A 16178-nucleotide genomic window follows, 5' to 3' on the forward strand; every position below is an offset into this window, starting at 1 on the left:
TATGCACTTGAGAAGACCTGGGTTTTCAGTTATGCGAACCGGGCACGGATCCGGGAGTGTATCGCGGATATGTCCGGTCAACCATTTTTCACAAAGAAACTTTCACCCGATCGGCACCGCCCCGAAGTTCCAGGCGATGTAGGCGGCGTAGCCGAGGAGCAGGAGGGCCGACCAGCCCCGGACGACGGAGGGGCGGGCAAAGAGCAGGGGGAGGATCGCGACCGAGATGAGGACGACGACGATGATGTCGATGGGCGACCCGACGGCGGCCGGGGCGAGGAGGAGACTGATCCCGAGGACCAGGAGGAGGTTGAAGATGTTGCTCCCCAGGATGTTGCCGATGGAGATGGCGCCCTCGTCTCTCACGGCCGCGACGAGGGAGGTCGCAAGTTCAGGGAGCGACGTGCCGACGGCGACGACCGAGACGCCGATGACGAAGGCCGGGATTGCGAAGACCTCTGCGAGCGCAACAGCGCTGTCGACGACCAGCTGTGCCCCGATGATGACGGCGACAAGCCCGAGGCCGATGTAGAGGGCGTCGGCCCATCCGTGGGACCTGATCACGACCTCCCCCTCTTCACGCCTTTCCCGCAGGAGGATGAAGAGGATACCGACGAAGAGGAGGAGGAAGACCATTCCGGCGACGATGTCGAGCGTGCCTCTTAAGGCAAAGAGAGCGAATGCTGCCGTTGCGGCAAGCATCAGCATGGTGTGCCGGATGAGCGCAGAGCGCGAAGTCCCTGAAGCGGCAACCATGCCGGGCTGGATAAAGGTGCAGAGAGCGAGAACGAGAGCTACGTTTGCGATGTTGCTCCCGATGACGTTTCCAAGCGCAATGTCGGAGTTTCCTGTGGCTGCTGCGTTCGTGCTGACGACGAGTTCGGGAAGCGAGGTGCCGAACGCGATGATCGTCGACCCGATCAGGGCCGGGGAGATGCTATGGCGGAGGGCGAGGCCGCTCCCCCCGCCCACGAAGAGGTCGGCCCCTTTAACGAGGAGGGCAACGCCGACGATGAATATGATAACGGTCACGATCACAACGATGCCTCGGGAGTGATGGTATACGTTGGATGCGGTCTGCTAATACGTTTCCGAATCCGGGTTCCGGGCGGCGTGCCGGGCAAAGGGTTATCTCTCCCGTCAACCACCGGACCACTATGTTCAATCCTGGCGCCCGGTCCCTGAGCGGGGCAGGAAGGGAGTTCATGCAGAGGACCGAGTACGGGACCCAGCCCCCGTCGGACCAGATGCTGGGCCGCCCGCCTCCTCCTCTCGAGGTCCCGTACACGAAGGCGAAGACGGTCGTTCCGCTGCCCGCGCCCGACGATATTGCTATTCCTGACGTCGATCTCCGGGACGCGATCGAGCAGCGGGAGAGCGTCAGGAACTACACGACGGAACCGCTCACGCTTGCGGAAACTGCATTCCTCCTCTGGTGCACCCAGGGGGTTCGGCAGGCCGTCGACGGGACGTTCACCCTCCGCACCGTCCCGTCAGCAGGCGCACGGCACGCGTTCGAGACCTACCTGCTGGTCAACCGGGTCGAGAATGTTCCCCCAGGACTTTACCGCTACCTGGCACTGGAGCACCGCCTCGCCGAAGAGTCGCGCGACCCCGGCATCGCGCAGCTGGTAACGGCGGGGTGCCTGAACCAGCCGCATATCCTCGAGAGTGCCGTCACTTTCCTCTGGACCGCCGTCCCGGACCGGATGACATGGCGCTACGGCGAGCGCGGCTACCGCTACATGCATCTCGACGCCGGCCACGTCTGCCAGAACCTCTACCTGGCGGCATCGGGCGTGGGGTGCGGCGTCTGCGCGATCGCCGCCTTCGACGACGCGGCGATGAACCGGCTTCTCGGCATCGACGGCGAACGCCAGTTCCTGATCTACGTTGCGGCTGTCGGGAAAAAACCGTAAGAAGGCGGGTGCCGAAGGGCATATCCACCTCCCCGTCCAACACCTGAGTGAAGAGTCCCGGCATTCGCGCCGGGCCGACAAACGGAGGCTGCCGGTTACGTTCACGTTCGACGAACAGATTGCTGCTCTTGAAGCAGAACGCAAAAGGCTTCTCCGCTTCCCGGAAGACGAGTTCATCGCGATCATCCGGGAGGTGGGGTTCTCCTGCGACTGTTGCGGCCGGTGCTGCACACGGGAGTTCAACGGCCACGTCTTTTTGCTGGAGGAGGATACCGACAGCGTCCGCTCGTTTGCGCCCGACGCCATCATTCCGGCACCCGATTTTGATGCCTGCGACCAGCAGGGGAGGTTCTACGTCTCGGGCTACGCCCTCTGGACAAAGCCTGACGGCTCCTGCATCTTCCTTGAGGGCGGCAGGTGCAGCATCTACGACCGGCGGTTCGCCATCTGCCGTGTCTACCCCTACATGCTCCATCGGGAGGCCGACGAGACGGGCACCGTCGACTGGCGGCAGATCGGGGGTTTGAACGAACACGGATGCTACAACAACCCGATTGACGATGCCGAGTGCGCCCGGATTGCCCGGGAGACCCGGGCTTACGAGGCGGCGTTTCTCGACCAGGCAATCCGGTTCCGGGAATCGCTCAGGGATCTCTTCGCACAGGAGGGGTTGCGCTACGTCCGGCGGACCTACGATCTCCTGATGCGGGACTTCCGGAAAGGTGCCGAGGTCGAGGTCCGGGTCTTTCACCGTGGCCGGTTTGAGCCGCATCGGGTCACCCGCGACGTGTACGAGTGATGGGGGCCTGCCTCGTTCGGGGTAACCCGTCCGGTACCTCCCCTACCGGGACCGGCCTCACCTTTTTTTAGCTCCTCCCGCGCAGGGTGCCCGATGGAGACCGAGATCCTCCTCACCCTGCTGGTGCTGGCCGGCACTGCCGTTCTCTTCATCTCCGGCATCGTCAGGGTCGACGTCGCTGCCATGCTCGTGACCCTCGCGCTAACATGGCTCGGGATCGTCACCCCGCAAGAGGCCCTCTCCGGTTTTTCGAGCAACGCGGTCATCGCGATGCTCTCGGTGATGGTTCTCGGCCGCGGGCTCGACCGGACCGGGGTGACCATCCGCATCGCCCGGGCGATCGTCGGGATTGCCGGTCGCGGCGAACGAGGGCTGACCGCCGCCGCCTCGCTCGTCGCCGGCTCTCTCTCGGCGTTCATGCAGAGTGTCGGGGCCACCGCCGTCTTCCTCCCTTCACTTTTGCGGGTCTCGTCGCTTACAGGTATCGCGCCATCGCGCCTCCTCCTGCCCGTCGGCTACGCCGCGACCATCGGGGGCACCGTCAGCATGGTGGGGGCCGGCACCCTCATCATCCTCAACGACCTTCTGCGGCAGGCCGGATATCCGCCCTTCGGGCTCTTTGCGGTCACCCCCGTCGGGGTGCCGCTCCTGCTTGCCGGGATCGTCTTCTTCTACTTCTTCGGGGACCGGGTCCTTCCTCGGCGCGAGAAGACGCGGTTGAGCCCACAGGAGGAACTCATCCGGACATGGTGTCCACCGTGCCGCATATCCTACCTGCGGGCCCCACCCGGGAGCCCTATCGTCGGGAAGACACGTGAGGCGGTGCATATGATCTCGCGCTACAACCTCCACCTCATCTCCCTCGCCGAGCGGGGCGAGATCACCTACACGCCGTGGCGGCATACCCGGTTCGCCGCCAGGCAGGAACTCGGCATTCTCGGACAGGATGAGGATGTCAGGCGGTTTGTAGACGATTTCGGGCTTGAGTGGGTTCGGGCGGGGGAGAGCACCGCGAACGTCATGGCCGACCCGAACGTGGGGTTTGCGGAGGTGATCGTCCGGCCGTATGGCGGGATCGTCGGCAAAACGCTTCGCGATCTCGAGTTCCGGGTGACTTACGGCGTCGAGGTGTTGATCCTCCTCTCCGGAACCGAGGAGCAGCGGCAAAACCTTGCCGACCGCCCGCTGCAGGCGGGGGACGCAATGGTCGTTTTAGGCCGCTGGGAACGGCTGCGGGCGCTCGCCACGGATCGGAACTTCGTCATGGTGACCCCTGTCGAGGGGCGGGCGGGGGTTCGCGAGCGCGGTGCGGCCGCCGCCGTCCTCTGCTTTCTTGCCGCCGTCGGCCTCACCTACACCGGGCTCTCGATCGCGACGAGCCTTCTTTCGGGAGTGCTCGCGATGATCCTCCTCCGGATCGTTCCGATCGGCGAGGTCTACCGCGCTATCGACTGGCGGACGCTCGCGCTGATTGCCGGCCTCCTTCCCCTCGGCATCGCCATGGACACGACCGGGACCGCCCGATTCATCGCCGACCAGACGGCCGGCCTGGTCGCCGGATATCCGACGCCCCTCATCCTCATCGCGGTTGCGGTTCTCGCGACCGCCTTTTCGCTTGTCATGTCGAATATCGCCGCCACCGTCCTCCTGGTCCCGCTCGCGCTGGTTATGGCGGGTTCGTTCGGGCTCGATCCCCGCGGCCTCGCGCTCCTCGTCGGGATCTGCACGTCGAACTCCTTCCTCCTCCCGACGCACCCGGTGAACGCCCTCCTGATGGGCCCGGGGAACTACCGGACCCGGGACTATCTTGTGGCGGGGGGTGCTCTGACGATCGTCTTCATCTTCGTCGCCGTCGGCATCGTCTCTCTTTTCTACTTCTGACTTCCCGTGCCGTCCTCGGACCGGGCAGCTGGCGGTGCCGCATTCTTCCTACCCGGGTAAACCTTTATGCCGGTCCATGGCGACCGGACTCACACCATGGAGCGGGAGTACGACGTCGTCGTTATCGGAACGGGGAACGCCGGTTCTGACATCGCCTGGCACTGCAGGAAGGCCGGGATGCAGGTAGCGATCGTTGATTCCCGGGACTACGGGGGGACGTGCGCCCTGCGGGGCTGTGTCCCCAAAAAGGTGCTCGCCGGTGCCGCAGAGGTGGTTTCCCGTGCCCATGACCAGCAGGGGAACGGTATCAGGGGTGCGATCGCGATCGACTGGCCGGAACTGATCGCCTTTGAGAGGACCTTCACCGATCCCGTTCCCCGGCAAAAGGAGGAGGGCTTCCGGAGTGCGGGGATCCATACCTACCACGGGCTTGCCCGCTTTACCGGGCCGGATAGGGTGGCGGTCGCCGCCGATACGCTCACGGGCCGGTACATCGTGATCGCCGCCGGTGCGCACCCCCGCCCCTTAAACGTCCCGGGCGAGGACCTGATGACCTCAAGCGACGACTTCTTCTACCTTGAAGCGCTCCCGGAACGGATCATATTCGTCGGCGGGGGCTACATCTCGCTTGAATTCGCCCACATCGCCGTTGCTGCCGGGTCGGCGGTGACCATCCTCCAGCGGAGCGGGCGGGTGCTCAAAGAGTTCGATCCCGATATCGTCGACCGGCTGCTGCTGGCGTCAGGGGAGGTGGGGATCGACGTGCAGGTGAACATGCCGCTCGTCTCGGTCGAGAAGAACGGCACCGGCCTTCGTGTGCGGGCCGGGAGGAAGGGAGAGGAGAAGACCTTCGGCGCCGATATGGTCGTCCACGGCGCAGGCAGGGTATCGGCGGTCGAGGAGCTCGACCTTGCGGCCGGGAACGTCGAGACCGACCGCCGGGGGATCGTGGTCGACGACCGTCTCCGGAGCGTCTCGAATCCCGCCGTCTACGTTGCCGGGGACGCGAACCCGAGGAGCCCGCAGCTGACCCCGGTGGCGGTGATGGACGCCCACATCGTTGTCGACAACATCCTGGGCGGCAACGCCCGCGTCGCGGACTACTCCGTCGTCCCGAGCGCCGTCTTCACGAATCCGCCCATTGCCTCCGTCGGGCTCACGGAAGAAGCGGCGAAGGAGAAGGGGATCTCCTACGTCGCCAACGCCGGCGACCTCTCCGGGCGGTTCACGAACCGGAGCATCGGCCAGAAGCACGCCGGCTACAAACTCCTGGTCGACGAGGATTCCCGCCGGATCCTCGGCGCCCACCTCATCGGGCCCCACGTCGAGGAGGTGATCAACATCTTCGCCCTCGCGATCAAACATGGTCTGACGGTGGACGATCTGACGCTGGACGCGATCCCGTGGGCCTACCCGAGCAACACCTACGACATCATCCACATGGTGTATCCGCTGGTGAGGAAGTGAGGTTAACTGGAAGGTGATGCAAAAAGGCTAGGTGGTAGACACCCCGTTCCAGAAAAAACGGTCCTTGTACTTCTGGGGTCATGGCAGGTGCGATTGTGACTGCCGAAACGACCGAACATGAGGGAACTCGGTACACTGGACCGTGGGGGCTACGCACCTTCGCACCTGACGGTGCTCAAACTCTGTTCCTACCGGAACGTCGTTCTTCGGTGCTCGAGCTCTGTTCCTGGAGGTTTGTCGTTCTCTGGTGTTCGGGTCCTGTCCCTCCAGTCAATGGATGTTAATAAGGACAAAAATTAAGGACAAAAACAGGCCGACACATCATCAGCCTGTTTTTGTTTGCTTATCTTTCTTTTTGTTTTGCAGTCTGCCATGATTTAATTGAAAAAGCACATAGATAAACAGGAACTTATCGGGTAGTTTAAATTGCGGATCCGGGGGTTGAGTTTATGGATAATTTTACAAAGAAAGATATGGAGGAAGCACTCCGAGTCATAACTTCAATGATTAGCAAGACTGAGAAAGCAAAAGAAAAATTCGCACAAGGTACTCCTCAGCATACGTTACAAAAGAACCGGCTTCAAGCGCTTAATATAGCTTTATCTTTGATTTCAGAAGAATTAGCCGAAAGTGATGCTTTGGATTATTATTCAAAAGATGATTTGAAAAAAGCGTTTGCGTCAATAGATTCTTTGATTAGTAAATCTGAGAAAGCGCAGAAAAAATTAGCGCAAGGTACTTGGCAACATACAATGCTAAGTAATAATCTTAAAGCACTCTATATAACTCTCCCATTGTTAACAAAGGCACTTAGGGAGATAGGTGCCGGAAAAGAGCAGATAGAATAATATCCGTGTTATAAGCATAACACTAAAGCAACTAAACTCCAATTTATCGGTTCGTATGGCGCATACAACGATGTAGTATTTGTTTGTCTGCTGCCAAAAACTTTATTCTATGCGAGTTTCCGATTTTGTCCTTATGAACACCCGCACCAGTCACAACTCATACACGGCTTACTAGGGGGTATCGCCACGCACTGCCCCCACCCTGAGGTGTGGGGTGCGACTTCCCCAAAGGGGAAGGAGTTCGAGCACCGCAGGTGCGAGTTGCGACGGGCCGACGGGCCGGAGCATGAGCCCCGCAGGTGCAACTGAGGAGGCCGGAGGCCGGGCGGGGTGCGACGGTTCGTTAGAACCGGAGCTAGAGAAGACCGGAGGTCTTCGAGTGGGGGTTGCAGGAGTAGAACAGTCTGCAGCAATGAAGTCTGAAGGTGTAACGTGGGGACAGGGGAGGGGGGATGCTCCCCCCTCCCCGTCAGCCCCTTCCCCCTCGTGGCGATATCCCCATGGTCCAGTGTACGGGGTCGCCCCATAGTTTCGGTTGTTTCGGCAGCCAGAATCCCACCTGCCGGATCTCCCCATAGTTCCAGCCACTCCGGCTGTTGCAATCGCAAGCAGGCGGCGCTCGAGATGCCATCAACTGTTAACGCTTCTGCTGCTGGATAGAAACAGTAGTTAAAAAAAGATCGCGCCGGGGATTCCAGGGCCCCGCCCCCTTCTCACGCGCTCTCGCCGACGCCTTCTTCCTTTGTGCTCTCTTCGGCCGGTTTCTTCGCGGGCTTCTCGGGCTTCACGTAGGTGATGGTGTAGCGCTCCACCACGTGCTCCGTCACCGGAGGGTGGTAACTCTGCTCCATCGTGAGGCTCCCGAACGGGCAGCCCTCGACGCAGTCGCCGCAGGCGATGCACCGCATGCGGTCGATCTCCCAGACCTTCGCCTCTTTATCGAGACGGATCGCCTCGCACGGGCACCGTTTCACGCAGAGGCTGCAGGAGCGGCAGGTGGCCGGGTCGAAGACGATGTGCCCCCGGGTGAGGGAGGATGTCCGTGCCGGCACCGCCGGGTACTGCCGGGTGGCCGGACCGCCTGCAAGGTTCCGGAGAACCGTCTTTGTCATCTGAAAAATTCCCATTCTCACTTCACCTCTCCATGCAGCCGATGCAGGGGTCGATCGAGAGGACGACGACCGGGACATCCGCGAGCTGGATGCCCGGGAGCATCTTCACGAGCGGCGGGATGTTCGCGAGCGTCGGCGTCCTGATACGGGCCCGGGCAAGGTGCTTGCTCCCGTCGCCCTTGAGGTAGTGGATGACCTCGCCCCGGGGCTGCTCCGCGCGGGAGAAGTACTCGCCGTCGGGCGTTCCCTTCACCTTCACATCGATGGGTCCTTCGGGCATCTCCTCGATCGCCCGCCGGATCAGGTCGATGGACGCGTAAACCTCCTTGACCCGAACAGCGCACCGGGCGTAGCAGTCGCCGGTGGTCTCGACGACCGGCTTGAAGCCGAGATCCCCGTAGGCCGCGTAGCCGGTCTCGCGGTGGTCCATCGCGACCCCGCTCCCCCTGGCGGTCGGCCCCGCCGCCCCGAGGTCGTAGGCCTCGTCCTTTGAGATGACCCCGAGTCCCTTGAGACGGTATTTCACCGTATCGTCGTTTAGGAAGACATCGCCGAGATCCCGGCACTTCTGCTCGAAGGGATCGAGTGTCCGGTGCATCTCGTCGAGTTTCTCCTGCCCGATGTCGCGCCTGACCCCGCCGACCTTGCAGGTACCCTGGATGACCCTTCCGCCGGTGGTGTCCTCGAGCACGTCGAGCACGCTCTCCCGGAGCTGCCAGGATCGCATGAAGAGATTCTCAAAACCCATCCCGTCCGCAAAGAGCCCGAGCCAGAGGAGGTGCGAGTGGATACGCGAGCACTCCGACCAGATTGTCCGGAGATACCGTGCCCGGTCCGGAACCTCGATCTTCATGATATGCTCGACGCCCTGGCTGTAGCAGAGCGCATGGATGAAACTGCAGATCCCGCAGATCCGTTCCGCCACGTAGACATACTCGGTATACTCGCGCTTCTGCACGAGACGCTCGAGTCCCCGGTGGATGTAGCCGATCGAGGGGATCGCTTCCACCACCTTCTCGTCCTCGAGAACGAGGTCGAGGTGGATCGGCTCCGGCAGCACCGGATGCTGGGGTCCGAACGGCACGATTATGCGTTCTGGCATCGGTCGCCTCCCCTTCTCGTGACGCTGAACGGATATTTTTCATCCGTCCTGATGAACGTTCCTTTAAAGTCGATATTAATTCCTTTGACCGGAATCCCGAAGGAGTCGTGCATCTCGTTCTCGTAGACGAACGCCCCCCAGTAGATCCCGGAGATGCTTGGAACCTCCGTCTCCGGCCCGACAGTCAGGCGGAGGTTCCTGAACTGGTAGCCTTTATCGAACGAGTAGTTGAGCTCGTAAGACCCGTCGAGATCCGTACACCCGATCTGGACGAGGCGGTATCCTCCGGCGTGAAGCGCCTCGACCTCTCGCAGGAGATCCTCCAGCGCGATACCGGTGGTAGTCTGCTCTTCGTTAACCGTCATGTGCTCTCACCTGCCTGTTCCGCGTGCTGCTCTTCTTCTCTCGTCTTCGCCGCCCCGGTCATCTTCGCCCGTTTCTCCTCGAGAATCGAGAGCGCTGTTACGACACCGTCGATGATCTGCTCCGGCCTTGCCGCGCATCCCGGAACGTAGACATCCACGGGGATAACCTTGTCGATGCCCCCTACGATATTGTAACATTCCCGGAATATGCCGCCGGTTGCGGCACAAATACCAACTGCAATGACGACTTTCGGCTCCGGCATCTGCTCGTAGATGTTTTCGACCACCTCCCGGTTCTGCGTGTTGATTCCGCCGGTGATCAGCAGAATGTCAGCATGCTTCGGGTTCCCGGTGTTGATCATACCGAACCGCTCCACATCGTAGAGCGGGGTGAGGCATGCAAGCACCTCTATGTCGCACCCGTTGCAGCTGGACGCATCGTAGTGAAGGATCCAGGGTGATCGCTTCAGGAATGCCATGGTACTTATGCACCTCCAGTCATCATATAGGCGAGGATATAGGCGAGGATCGCCAGGTTCACGATGCCGAGTACTGCCGCGAGCCACCCGCTCTTCAGCGCCGCCTGCCATCGAACCCGTGCCGTGACGTTGTCGACGAAGATCTCGGCGAGATACGTGACCACGACCGCGATAATCCCGATCACGGGGTTCCAGGCAAAGAAGAGGTAGATGAACCCGAGGAGGAAGACGTTCTCATACCAGTGGGCGATTTCGACCTGGGCGAGCGTCGATCCCGAGAACTCCGTCGTGATGCCCTTGACGATCTCCTGGTGCGCGTGGTGCGACGTCGAGATGTCGAAGGGGGACTTCCGGAGTTTGATCGTGAGGATGGTCGCGAAGCCCAGGAATACGCCGGGCAGGTAGAGGATGGCCGGCACGGTCGAGACGGCGATATCGAAGACGTAGAAGCTGTTCGTGACCATGTAGAATCCGACGGCCGCGAGGATGATCATCGGTTCATATGCCATCAACTGGATCAGTTCGCGCTCGGCCCCGATGTGGCTGTAGGGGGAGTGGGCCGCATAGGCCCCGAGCACCAGGAAGACGTGAGCGAGCGTGAAGGCGAAGATGATCAGTAAGAGGTCCCCTCCCGCGAAGAAGAGCGCGCCGGAGAGGGCGATGAAGATCAGATAGACGAGAATGTAGAAGTTCTGCGCCGTCGTGACGACGACGCTCTCCTTCTCGAAGAGTTTGCCGACGTCGTAGAAGGGCTGCAGGAGCGGCGGTCCGACTCTCCCCTGCATCCGCGCGGTGATCTTTCGGTCGATTCCCGCGATGAGGCCGCCGATGACAGGCGCGAGGACGAGGAAGAGGACTGCCCCGATGAGCCAGGTCCAGGTCATAGCGCCACCCCCGCGAGAACCCACGATGCAAGGATCAGGACGGTGCAGACCACTGCTCCCGGAAGGAAGAGTTTTGCCTCGCCGAAGTACTCGGTGAGGTAGTAGTTCCGCGTCTGTGCCTCCCGGGTCAGGCCGAGCGACCCGGTGAAGTGCAGATCCGGCGTGGCGGTTCTCCCGCTCATGTAGGCCGGGAGATGCTTTGCGCTCCTCCTGAAGAGGAGGAACGAGACCGGGAGGATCAGCAAGAGGGCCATCATCAGGAGCATGATGGCGACGTTCGCCTCTGCAAGGCGTGCCGTAACCCCATAGATTGCAAGGACGTAGGGCTCGATCAGCGTCGAGGAGATGACCGGGAAGAGGAGGACGGCCGCTACCACGAGGCCGGTGATGATGTAGAGGGGAGCCCAGGGCTCCTCAAAGAACCCTTTCTCGACCTGTTCCCTGTTCCTGGTGATCGCGATGAGTTTGCCCATCCATTTCGCCCAGAAAAAGACCGTGATGGCGCTCCCATAGGCGAGGAGCGCGATGAAGACCAGGCCGAAAGGAGCCTGGACCTGGACGAACGCCTCGATCGCCGCCCACTTGGAGATCAACATGCCGAAGGGTGCAAGGAACATGCCGGCGATCCCGATGAACATCATCACCGCCATCCTGGGCATCCGGACGATCAGGCCTTCCATGTCCTCGATGTCCCGGCTCCCGATCCGGTGCTCGATCGCACCGGTCCCGAGGAAGAGGAGCGACTTCGCGACGGCATGGAAGATGATCAGGAGGATTGCCGCCCAGACGAGCATGTAAGTTCCGACACCCGCGCAGGCGGCTATCAGGCCGAGGTTTGCGATCGTCGAATAGGCGAGAACCAGTTTAGCGTTGCTCTGTGATATCGCGATCGCGGATGCGACGACGAAGGTCACGGCGCCGACGAGGCCGATGGAGAATCCGGCGAACGTCCCGGCAAAGACCGGTGAGAACCTGACCAGGATGTAGACACCGGCCTTGACCATGGTGCTTGAGTGGAGCAGGGCCGAGACCGGGGTCGGGGCCACCATCGCCCCGAGGAGCCAGGAGGAGAACGGCATCAGCGCGGCTTTCGTTATCCCGGCAAACCCGATCAGGACGGCCGGAATCAGGATGACGGCCGTGTCCCCTGAGGCGAGCACCCGGGCGAGATCGATGCCCCCGCTCGTTGCCTCGGTTGCGGCGAGGAAGATGAGCGCAGCGACGAACGCGACCCCGCCGAGAAGGTTCATCACCAGCGCAAGGAAAGCATTCTTTGTTGCTTCCTCGGTCTCCGAGTAACCTATCAGCAGGAACGATGTGATTGTGGTGATCTCCCAGAAGAAGAAGACCCACATGAGGTTGTTGGAGAATACCAGGCCGAACATCGCGGCAAGGAAGATGAAGATGACGAAGAAGAACATCTTCTGCCGGTCGCGCACCTCCGGGTGGTGGTGGTGGTATGTCTCCATGTACCTGACCGCGTACACGGCTATGAGGCTCCCGATGAGCCCCACGATCAGGGCCATAATGATGGAGAACTGGTCGATGAAGAGGTTGTTAACCGCGTGAATGTTCCCCGAAAACGTTGTCTCAAGGTATACCACCAGCGCCGCCTGGACGACGGCAAGCACGATTGCCAGGTAGTTCCTGAACTTTGCGCCCATGTAGATAATAAAGAGCGCCAGGCCCATCTCGATGGCCACCATAGCAAGGCTGGCCGCCTCCGAGGGCGCGGCAAAGTAGACCACGCCTTCGAACGCATACCGTATAAGCAGGTATATCGATGCCCCGCCGATAATGAGAGCGGAGAGGGCAACCACCGCGTAACGCAGTGTCGTCCGTTTCACGAACAATAAAAGACACGCGACGAGGATGGGGAATAGTATTAGGAAGAGCAGCGTCTGCACTAAAGTCCCTCGTAGGGTAACTATGCCTTACTTGCATAATTAATCATTCTAAATGGGCATCCGGGCATCGGCCGGTAAACGCCCGGTGCCGTTGCCCCGGGCACGGCGGCACGATGACATATCCGGAAATTATGCCCGGAGGTCGCTCTTCGTCGCTACTCCGGCTTGCACGGCATCACGCCCCTCACGCCCCCTCCGTGCTCTCCGGCATCTCCCCGATAGCGCGGGATGAAGTGGATGTGGAGATGCATGACGTTCTGCCCCGCGGCCTCACCGACATTGACGCCGATGTTGTAACCGTCGGGGGCGAGGTCGCGGTCGGTGAGGGCCCTGCAGTCGTCGATGAGCCAGGCTATGGCCATCCTCTCTTCATCGGTCGTATTGAAGTAACTCCCGACGTGCCGGAACGGTATGACAAGCAGGTGGCCGGGGCTGACTGGGTGGATGTCGTAGCGGGCGTAACAGAGGTCGTTTGCGACAACGATATCTTCCGGGGCAGGGTTGCAGAACGGGCATGGCATGGCCCCCGCTCTTTCCCGATCGCTCATGAGTCTTTTGGCGGGGGCGTCTTCACCCGAGCAGGCGGGCGAGGAGCTTCCCGGTGAGGCCCCGCGAAAGGGCGATGGCGTGCTCAGTGCACATCTCGTGGCAGCAGTAGCACCGGATGCAGCGCGATAGATCGATCGTCGCCTTGCCTTCCCTGACGGTGATCGCGTGCACGGGGCAGATCCGCTCGCACTTCCGGCAACCGATGCACGAAGAAGCGATCACACCGGGGCGGGGGGCGTAGGTTCTCCCGAAACGCTGGACGACGGCGAGCATCACCCGCCGCCAGATGCCCGTCCTGCCCCCGGCATAGGTCGAAGGTTTCTGGAAGTCCGGGACTGCGAACCCCGCCGGGTCGTCGCCGACCGTCCGGACGGCCGCGGGATCGAGGAGCCCGCGATCAGCCGCGCTTCTGATGCTCCCGATCTCGAGCGGGTCCATGCCGATGAGCCGCGCGAGGACGGTGTCCACGGCCGCATAATCGCTCCCGGCAAGGATCGCCCCGATCTTTTTTGGGGTGCCTGCCTGCGGGCCGTCCCCTTCCATTCCTATAACCGCGTCCACGACCTGGAGCCGGGGCTTCATGCACTCGTTGAGGTCGACGAGCATCCTCCCGAAGGCGTACTCGTCCTGGAACCGGAAGTGGAAGACCGGTTTCTCGAGTCCCGGGATGAGTCCGAAGAGGTTTTTCGTCGCACCCGTCATTCGCGTCCACATGTGGGTCTTGGCTTTCGAGACGACCACGATCGCGTCGGCCTCTACGGCGGGGGTGATGATGGAGAACTGTTTCATCACCTCGCCTTCCGGGAACGACACGATCTGCGACCCGGTATCGTAGTTCAGGGCGGCGCCGGTCTCTTCGGCCACCACCATATACCCCGCGCGCGCGTATGCACGTCGCAGGTTCGCCTCGCTGTAGACAATTCCCCCTCCCGGGCTGTCGGCGATGACGACCTGGCACCCGTGCTCCGTAAGAAGCCGGGCGACGGCAGCGACGACCTCCGGGTGGGTGGTGACGCACCGTTCCGGCTCCTGCCCCTGCAGGAGGTTCGGTTTGAGGAGAACCTGCTGTCCCGGCGAGACGAACCTCCCGATGCCGCCGGCGAGGTCGATTGCACGGCGGACGGCCGCTTCGACCTCTCCCGGCACGTAACCGTCGCACCGGGCGACCGCGACGGGCGCGTCGCCTTCGGTCGGCAGCACCGCCTTACCTCCCTCCGAGGCGGCCGAGGGCCTCTTTTGCCGCGAGCATCGCCGCCCCCTGCTTGGTCCGTCCCTCTCCTTCGCCGAGGAGGTTTCCCCCGACGGCCACCCGTGCGGCCCAGACCGGGGAGCTCCCGGGTCCGGTCTGGCGAAAGGCGTACTCGAGCTCACCGAGGTTCTCCCGGGCAACATACTCCTGGAGTCTTCCGCGGTAGTTCCGGTGGACGTCGCATCCCGCGATCTCTTCCTCAAAGATCGCGAGCACGACTTCCCGGGCCACGGTGAGGCCCCGGTCGAGATAGATGGCGCCGATCAGGGCCTCGAATGCGTCGGCGATGATCGAGTCGGTCAGCGCCAGTCCCCGCCGCCTGATGGCGCCGTCGATGCCGAGGCCCTGCCCGCGCACGATCTCGGCGAGTTTCGTGTTCCTGGTCACCTGGAGCCTCCGGTTCATCTCCCCTGGCGGGAGTTCGTACTCGCCGTAGAGGTGATCGGCGATGATGAAGTCGAGGATGTAGTTCCCGAGAAATTCAAGCCGTTCGTTGTCATCGACCACCGCTGCCGGGTACTCCCCGCCGTTCGCGTACGATCGGTGGGTCAGTGCCCGATCGTAGAGTGGGAAGGCGGCGTCGGCGATACCGGTGATCCCGAACGGGGGACGGGCGAGGAGCGCACGCACCTCTGCCTCCCGGTCGCGGCTGACGGGCTCCGGGCATCCGGAGGGTTTCTGCTCGGAATGGCCGCCGATACCCAGTTTTTTCCAGATGGTGGAGAGTCTCATGGTCATCGGGTGCAGGGGTCTCCTGCTGCTTCTCTATAGAATGGCTTTCGTCCTGCCCGATAAACCTTTGCCGGAAAGGAGAGGCTGGGAAACCTTTTCGTCGTCGGGGAGAGATCTCTTTTGCAGTGCAGTCCGCAACAGGCGAGGCAGGCAGGTATGTCTACCTGGATATCGAGTTCGGCTATGTCTACGGCACCTGCCGGGGAGTCATGATGCCGATCGAGATCGGTGCGGTCGTCCACCGGCTAGAGGACGATAGCGTCCGCTACGTTGGGGAACAGTTCTGGTATGATATCGATGTCGAGATATGGAAGAAAGTGACCGATGCGTGCGGCAAAACCGTCGGTGTCGCGACGACCGTGGCGAACATGGGGCGTGACGAGTATGGGATGCCCTACGATCACTCCTACCGGATTTCGGGTGACGAGGTTCCCGCGGCAAAGGCGACGGCGCGGAACGCTTTTGCTGATCTCCGGCTCTTCATGGAATCGGTCGTCTCGGCAGGGGACACTCCGGCTATCGTCGTCTTTGCTGCGAGTATGGAGAAGAGGGCTTTTCGGACCGCAAATTTCTCGCTCGATGGGTGTATGCTGGTCGACCTCCAGCGCGAGATTCGGCGTCGTTTCGGGATGAAACAGGTCCTCTCCCTCGATCGTCTGTCCCGTCTCATTGATTTCTCCGCCGACGGCTCCACCATTGCCTCGACGCACTTCCGGTATCCTGTCCCCCGGGAGTACGGCCACCTTCTCGGCGCCCACCGGGGCATGGGCGACGCTGTCAGAACGTTTCTGCTTGCACGTGAGTACCGGGAGAATCTCCCGGACCTCGAGGAGCGCATCCGTACCCTGATCAAAACCTGCGAGGGCGAGGGGTGACGGTGGGGCT

The 16178-nt window shown here is 61.8% G+C and carries 16 protein-coding genes; 6 read left to right on the forward strand and 10 right to left on the reverse strand.

The annotated features are described in order from the left end of the window. Positions 1–102: 102 nt before the first annotated feature. Positions 103–1032, reverse strand: a complete 930-nt coding sequence (locus tag HL657_RS02675; protein ID WP_317295289.1) for a calcium/sodium antiporter — start codon at positions 1030–1032, stop codon at positions 103–105. A 125-nt stretch (positions 1033–1157) separates the two neighbouring features. Here HL657_RS02675 and HL657_RS02680 point away from each other — a divergent pair, with 125 nt between their 5' ends. The 5 genes from HL657_RS02680 (at position 1158) to HL657_RS02700 (ending at position 6914) form a co-directional block, all read left to right on the forward strand. Next, complete coding sequence (locus HL657_RS02680) at positions 1158–1919, forward strand: SagB/ThcOx family dehydrogenase (RefSeq protein WP_317295290.1); 762 nt, start codon at positions 1158–1160, stop codon at positions 1917–1919. Positions 1920–2007: 88 nt separating this feature from the next. Continuing rightward, the gene (locus tag HL657_RS02685; protein WP_317295612.1) at positions 2008–2718 is read left to right on the forward strand and encodes a YkgJ family cysteine cluster protein; all 711 of its coding nucleotides are present in this window, start codon (positions 2008–2010) and stop codon (positions 2716–2718) included. 93 nt (positions 2719–2811) lie between these two features. Next, positions 2812–4599: an SLC13 family permease gene (locus tag HL657_RS02690; protein ID WP_317295291.1), complete on the forward strand. Its 1788-nt coding sequence runs from the start codon at positions 2812–2814 to the stop codon at positions 4597–4599. A 96-nt stretch (positions 4600–4695) separates the two neighbouring features. Continuing rightward, entirely contained in the window at positions 4696–6066 is a 1371-nt protein-coding gene (locus HL657_RS02695) for a dihydrolipoyl dehydrogenase family protein (RefSeq protein ID WP_317295292.1), read from the forward strand. A gap of 449 nt (positions 6067–6515) precedes the next feature. After that, positions 6516–6914, forward strand: coding sequence for a hypothetical protein (locus HL657_RS02700; protein WP_317295293.1), 399 nt, complete (start codon positions 6516–6518; stop codon positions 6912–6914). Between the two features lie 713 nt (positions 6915–7627). On the opposite strand, the gene HL657_RS02705 is transcribed toward HL657_RS02700, so the two are convergent. The 9 genes from HL657_RS02705 to HL657_RS02745 form a co-directional block, all read right to left on the reverse strand. Further along, entirely contained in the window at positions 7628–8041 is a 414-nt protein-coding gene (locus tag HL657_RS02705) for a 4Fe-4S binding protein (RefSeq protein ID WP_317295294.1), read from the reverse strand. Between the two features lie 7 nt (positions 8042–8048). Further along, complete coding sequence (locus tag HL657_RS02710; protein ID WP_317295295.1) at positions 8049–9128, reverse strand: hydrogenase large subunit; 1080 nt, start codon at positions 9126–9128, stop codon at positions 8049–8051. After that, positions 9113–9493, reverse strand: a complete 381-nt coding sequence (locus HL657_RS02715) for an NADH-quinone oxidoreductase subunit C (protein WP_301676659.1) — start codon at positions 9491–9493, stop codon at positions 9113–9115. Before HL657_RS02715 ends, HL657_RS02710 begins: the two co-directional genes overlap by 16 nt. After that, positions 9490–9972 carry an NADH-quinone oxidoreductase subunit B family protein gene (locus tag HL657_RS02720; protein WP_317295296.1) on the reverse strand — a complete coding sequence of 161 codons (483 nt, stop codon included), beginning with the start codon at positions 9970–9972 and terminating at the stop codon, positions 9490–9492. The genes HL657_RS02715 and HL657_RS02720 overlap by 4 nt, the downstream gene beginning before the upstream one ends. Before the next feature lie 5 nt (positions 9973–9977). Continuing rightward, positions 9978–10856 (reverse strand): respiratory chain complex I subunit 1 family protein, encoded by an 879-nt coding sequence (locus HL657_RS02725; protein WP_317295297.1) that lies wholly within the window; start codon positions 10854–10856, stop codon positions 9978–9980. Further along, positions 10853–12763 (reverse strand): NADH-quinone oxidoreductase subunit 5 family protein, encoded by a 1911-nt coding sequence (locus tag HL657_RS02730; protein ID WP_317295298.1) that lies wholly within the window; start codon positions 12761–12763, stop codon positions 10853–10855. Before HL657_RS02730 ends, HL657_RS02725 begins: the two co-directional genes overlap by 4 nt. Positions 12764–12918: 155 nt before the next feature. Next, positions 12919–13284 (reverse strand): HIT family protein, encoded by a 366-nt coding sequence (locus HL657_RS02735; RefSeq protein WP_317295299.1) that lies wholly within the window; start codon positions 13282–13284, stop codon positions 12919–12921. A gap of 49 nt (positions 13285–13333) precedes the next feature. Further along, positions 13334–14512, reverse strand: a complete 1179-nt coding sequence (locus HL657_RS02740) for a DUF362 domain-containing protein (protein WP_317295300.1) — start codon at positions 14510–14512, stop codon at positions 13334–13336. Positions 14513–14516: 4 nt separating this feature from the next. Then, a complete protein-coding gene (locus HL657_RS02745) occupies positions 14517–15299 on the reverse strand; it encodes a ribonuclease III family protein (protein ID WP_317295301.1) in 783 nt (260 codons plus the stop codon). Positions 15300–15418: 119 nt separating this feature from the next. Between HL657_RS02745 and HL657_RS02750 the strand changes: the two genes are divergently transcribed. Continuing rightward, positions 15419–16168 carry a hypothetical protein gene (locus HL657_RS02750; RefSeq protein ID WP_317295302.1) on the forward strand — a complete coding sequence of 250 codons (750 nt, stop codon included), beginning with the start codon at positions 15419–15421 and terminating at the stop codon, positions 16166–16168. The last annotated feature ends 10 nt before the right edge of the window (positions 16169–16178 follow it).

It is taken from the genome of Methanoculleus nereidis (assembly GCF_032944295.1).
Lineage (GTDB): Archaea > Halobacteriota > Methanomicrobia > Methanomicrobiales > Methanoculleaceae > Methanoculleus > Methanoculleus nereidis.

Coding starts and splice junctions, on each gene's coding strand:
- HL657_RS02720 (WP_317295296.1), bottom strand. CDS start 9,972: ATGGCATTCCTGAAGCGATCACCCTGGATCCTTCACTACGATGCGTCC.
- HL657_RS02735 (WP_317295299.1), bottom strand. CDS start 13,284: ATGCCATGCCCGTTCTGCAACCCTGCCCCGGAAGATATCGTTGTCGCA.
- HL657_RS02715 (WP_301676659.1), bottom strand. CDS start 9,493: ATGACGGTTAACGAAGAGCAGACTACCACCGGTATCGCGCTGGAGGAT.
- HL657_RS02690 (WP_317295291.1), top strand. CDS start 2,812: ATGGAGACCGAGATCCTCCTCACCCTGCTGGTGCTGGCCGGCACTGCC.
- HL657_RS02705 (WP_317295294.1), bottom strand. CDS start 8,041: ATGGGAATTTTTCAGATGACAAAGACGGTTCTCCGGAACCTTGCAGGC.
- HL657_RS02725 (WP_317295297.1), bottom strand. CDS start 10,856: ATGACCTGGACCTGGCTCATCGGGGCAGTCCTCTTCCTCGTCCTCGCG.
- HL657_RS02745 (WP_317295301.1), bottom strand. CDS start 15,299: ATGACCATGAGACTCTCCACCATCTGGAAAAAACTGGGTATCGGCGGC.
- HL657_RS02695 (WP_317295292.1), top strand. CDS start 4,696: ATGGAGCGGGAGTACGACGTCGTCGTTATCGGAACGGGGAACGCCGGT.
- HL657_RS02680 (WP_317295290.1), top strand. CDS start 1,158: ATGTTCAATCCTGGCGCCCGGTCCCTGAGCGGGGCAGGAAGGGAGTTC.
- HL657_RS02700 (WP_317295293.1), top strand. CDS start 6,516: ATGGATAATTTTACAAAGAAAGATATGGAGGAAGCACTCCGAGTCATA.
- HL657_RS02710 (WP_317295295.1), bottom strand. CDS start 9,128: ATGCCAGAACGCATAATCGTGCCGTTCGGACCCCAGCATCCGGTGCTG.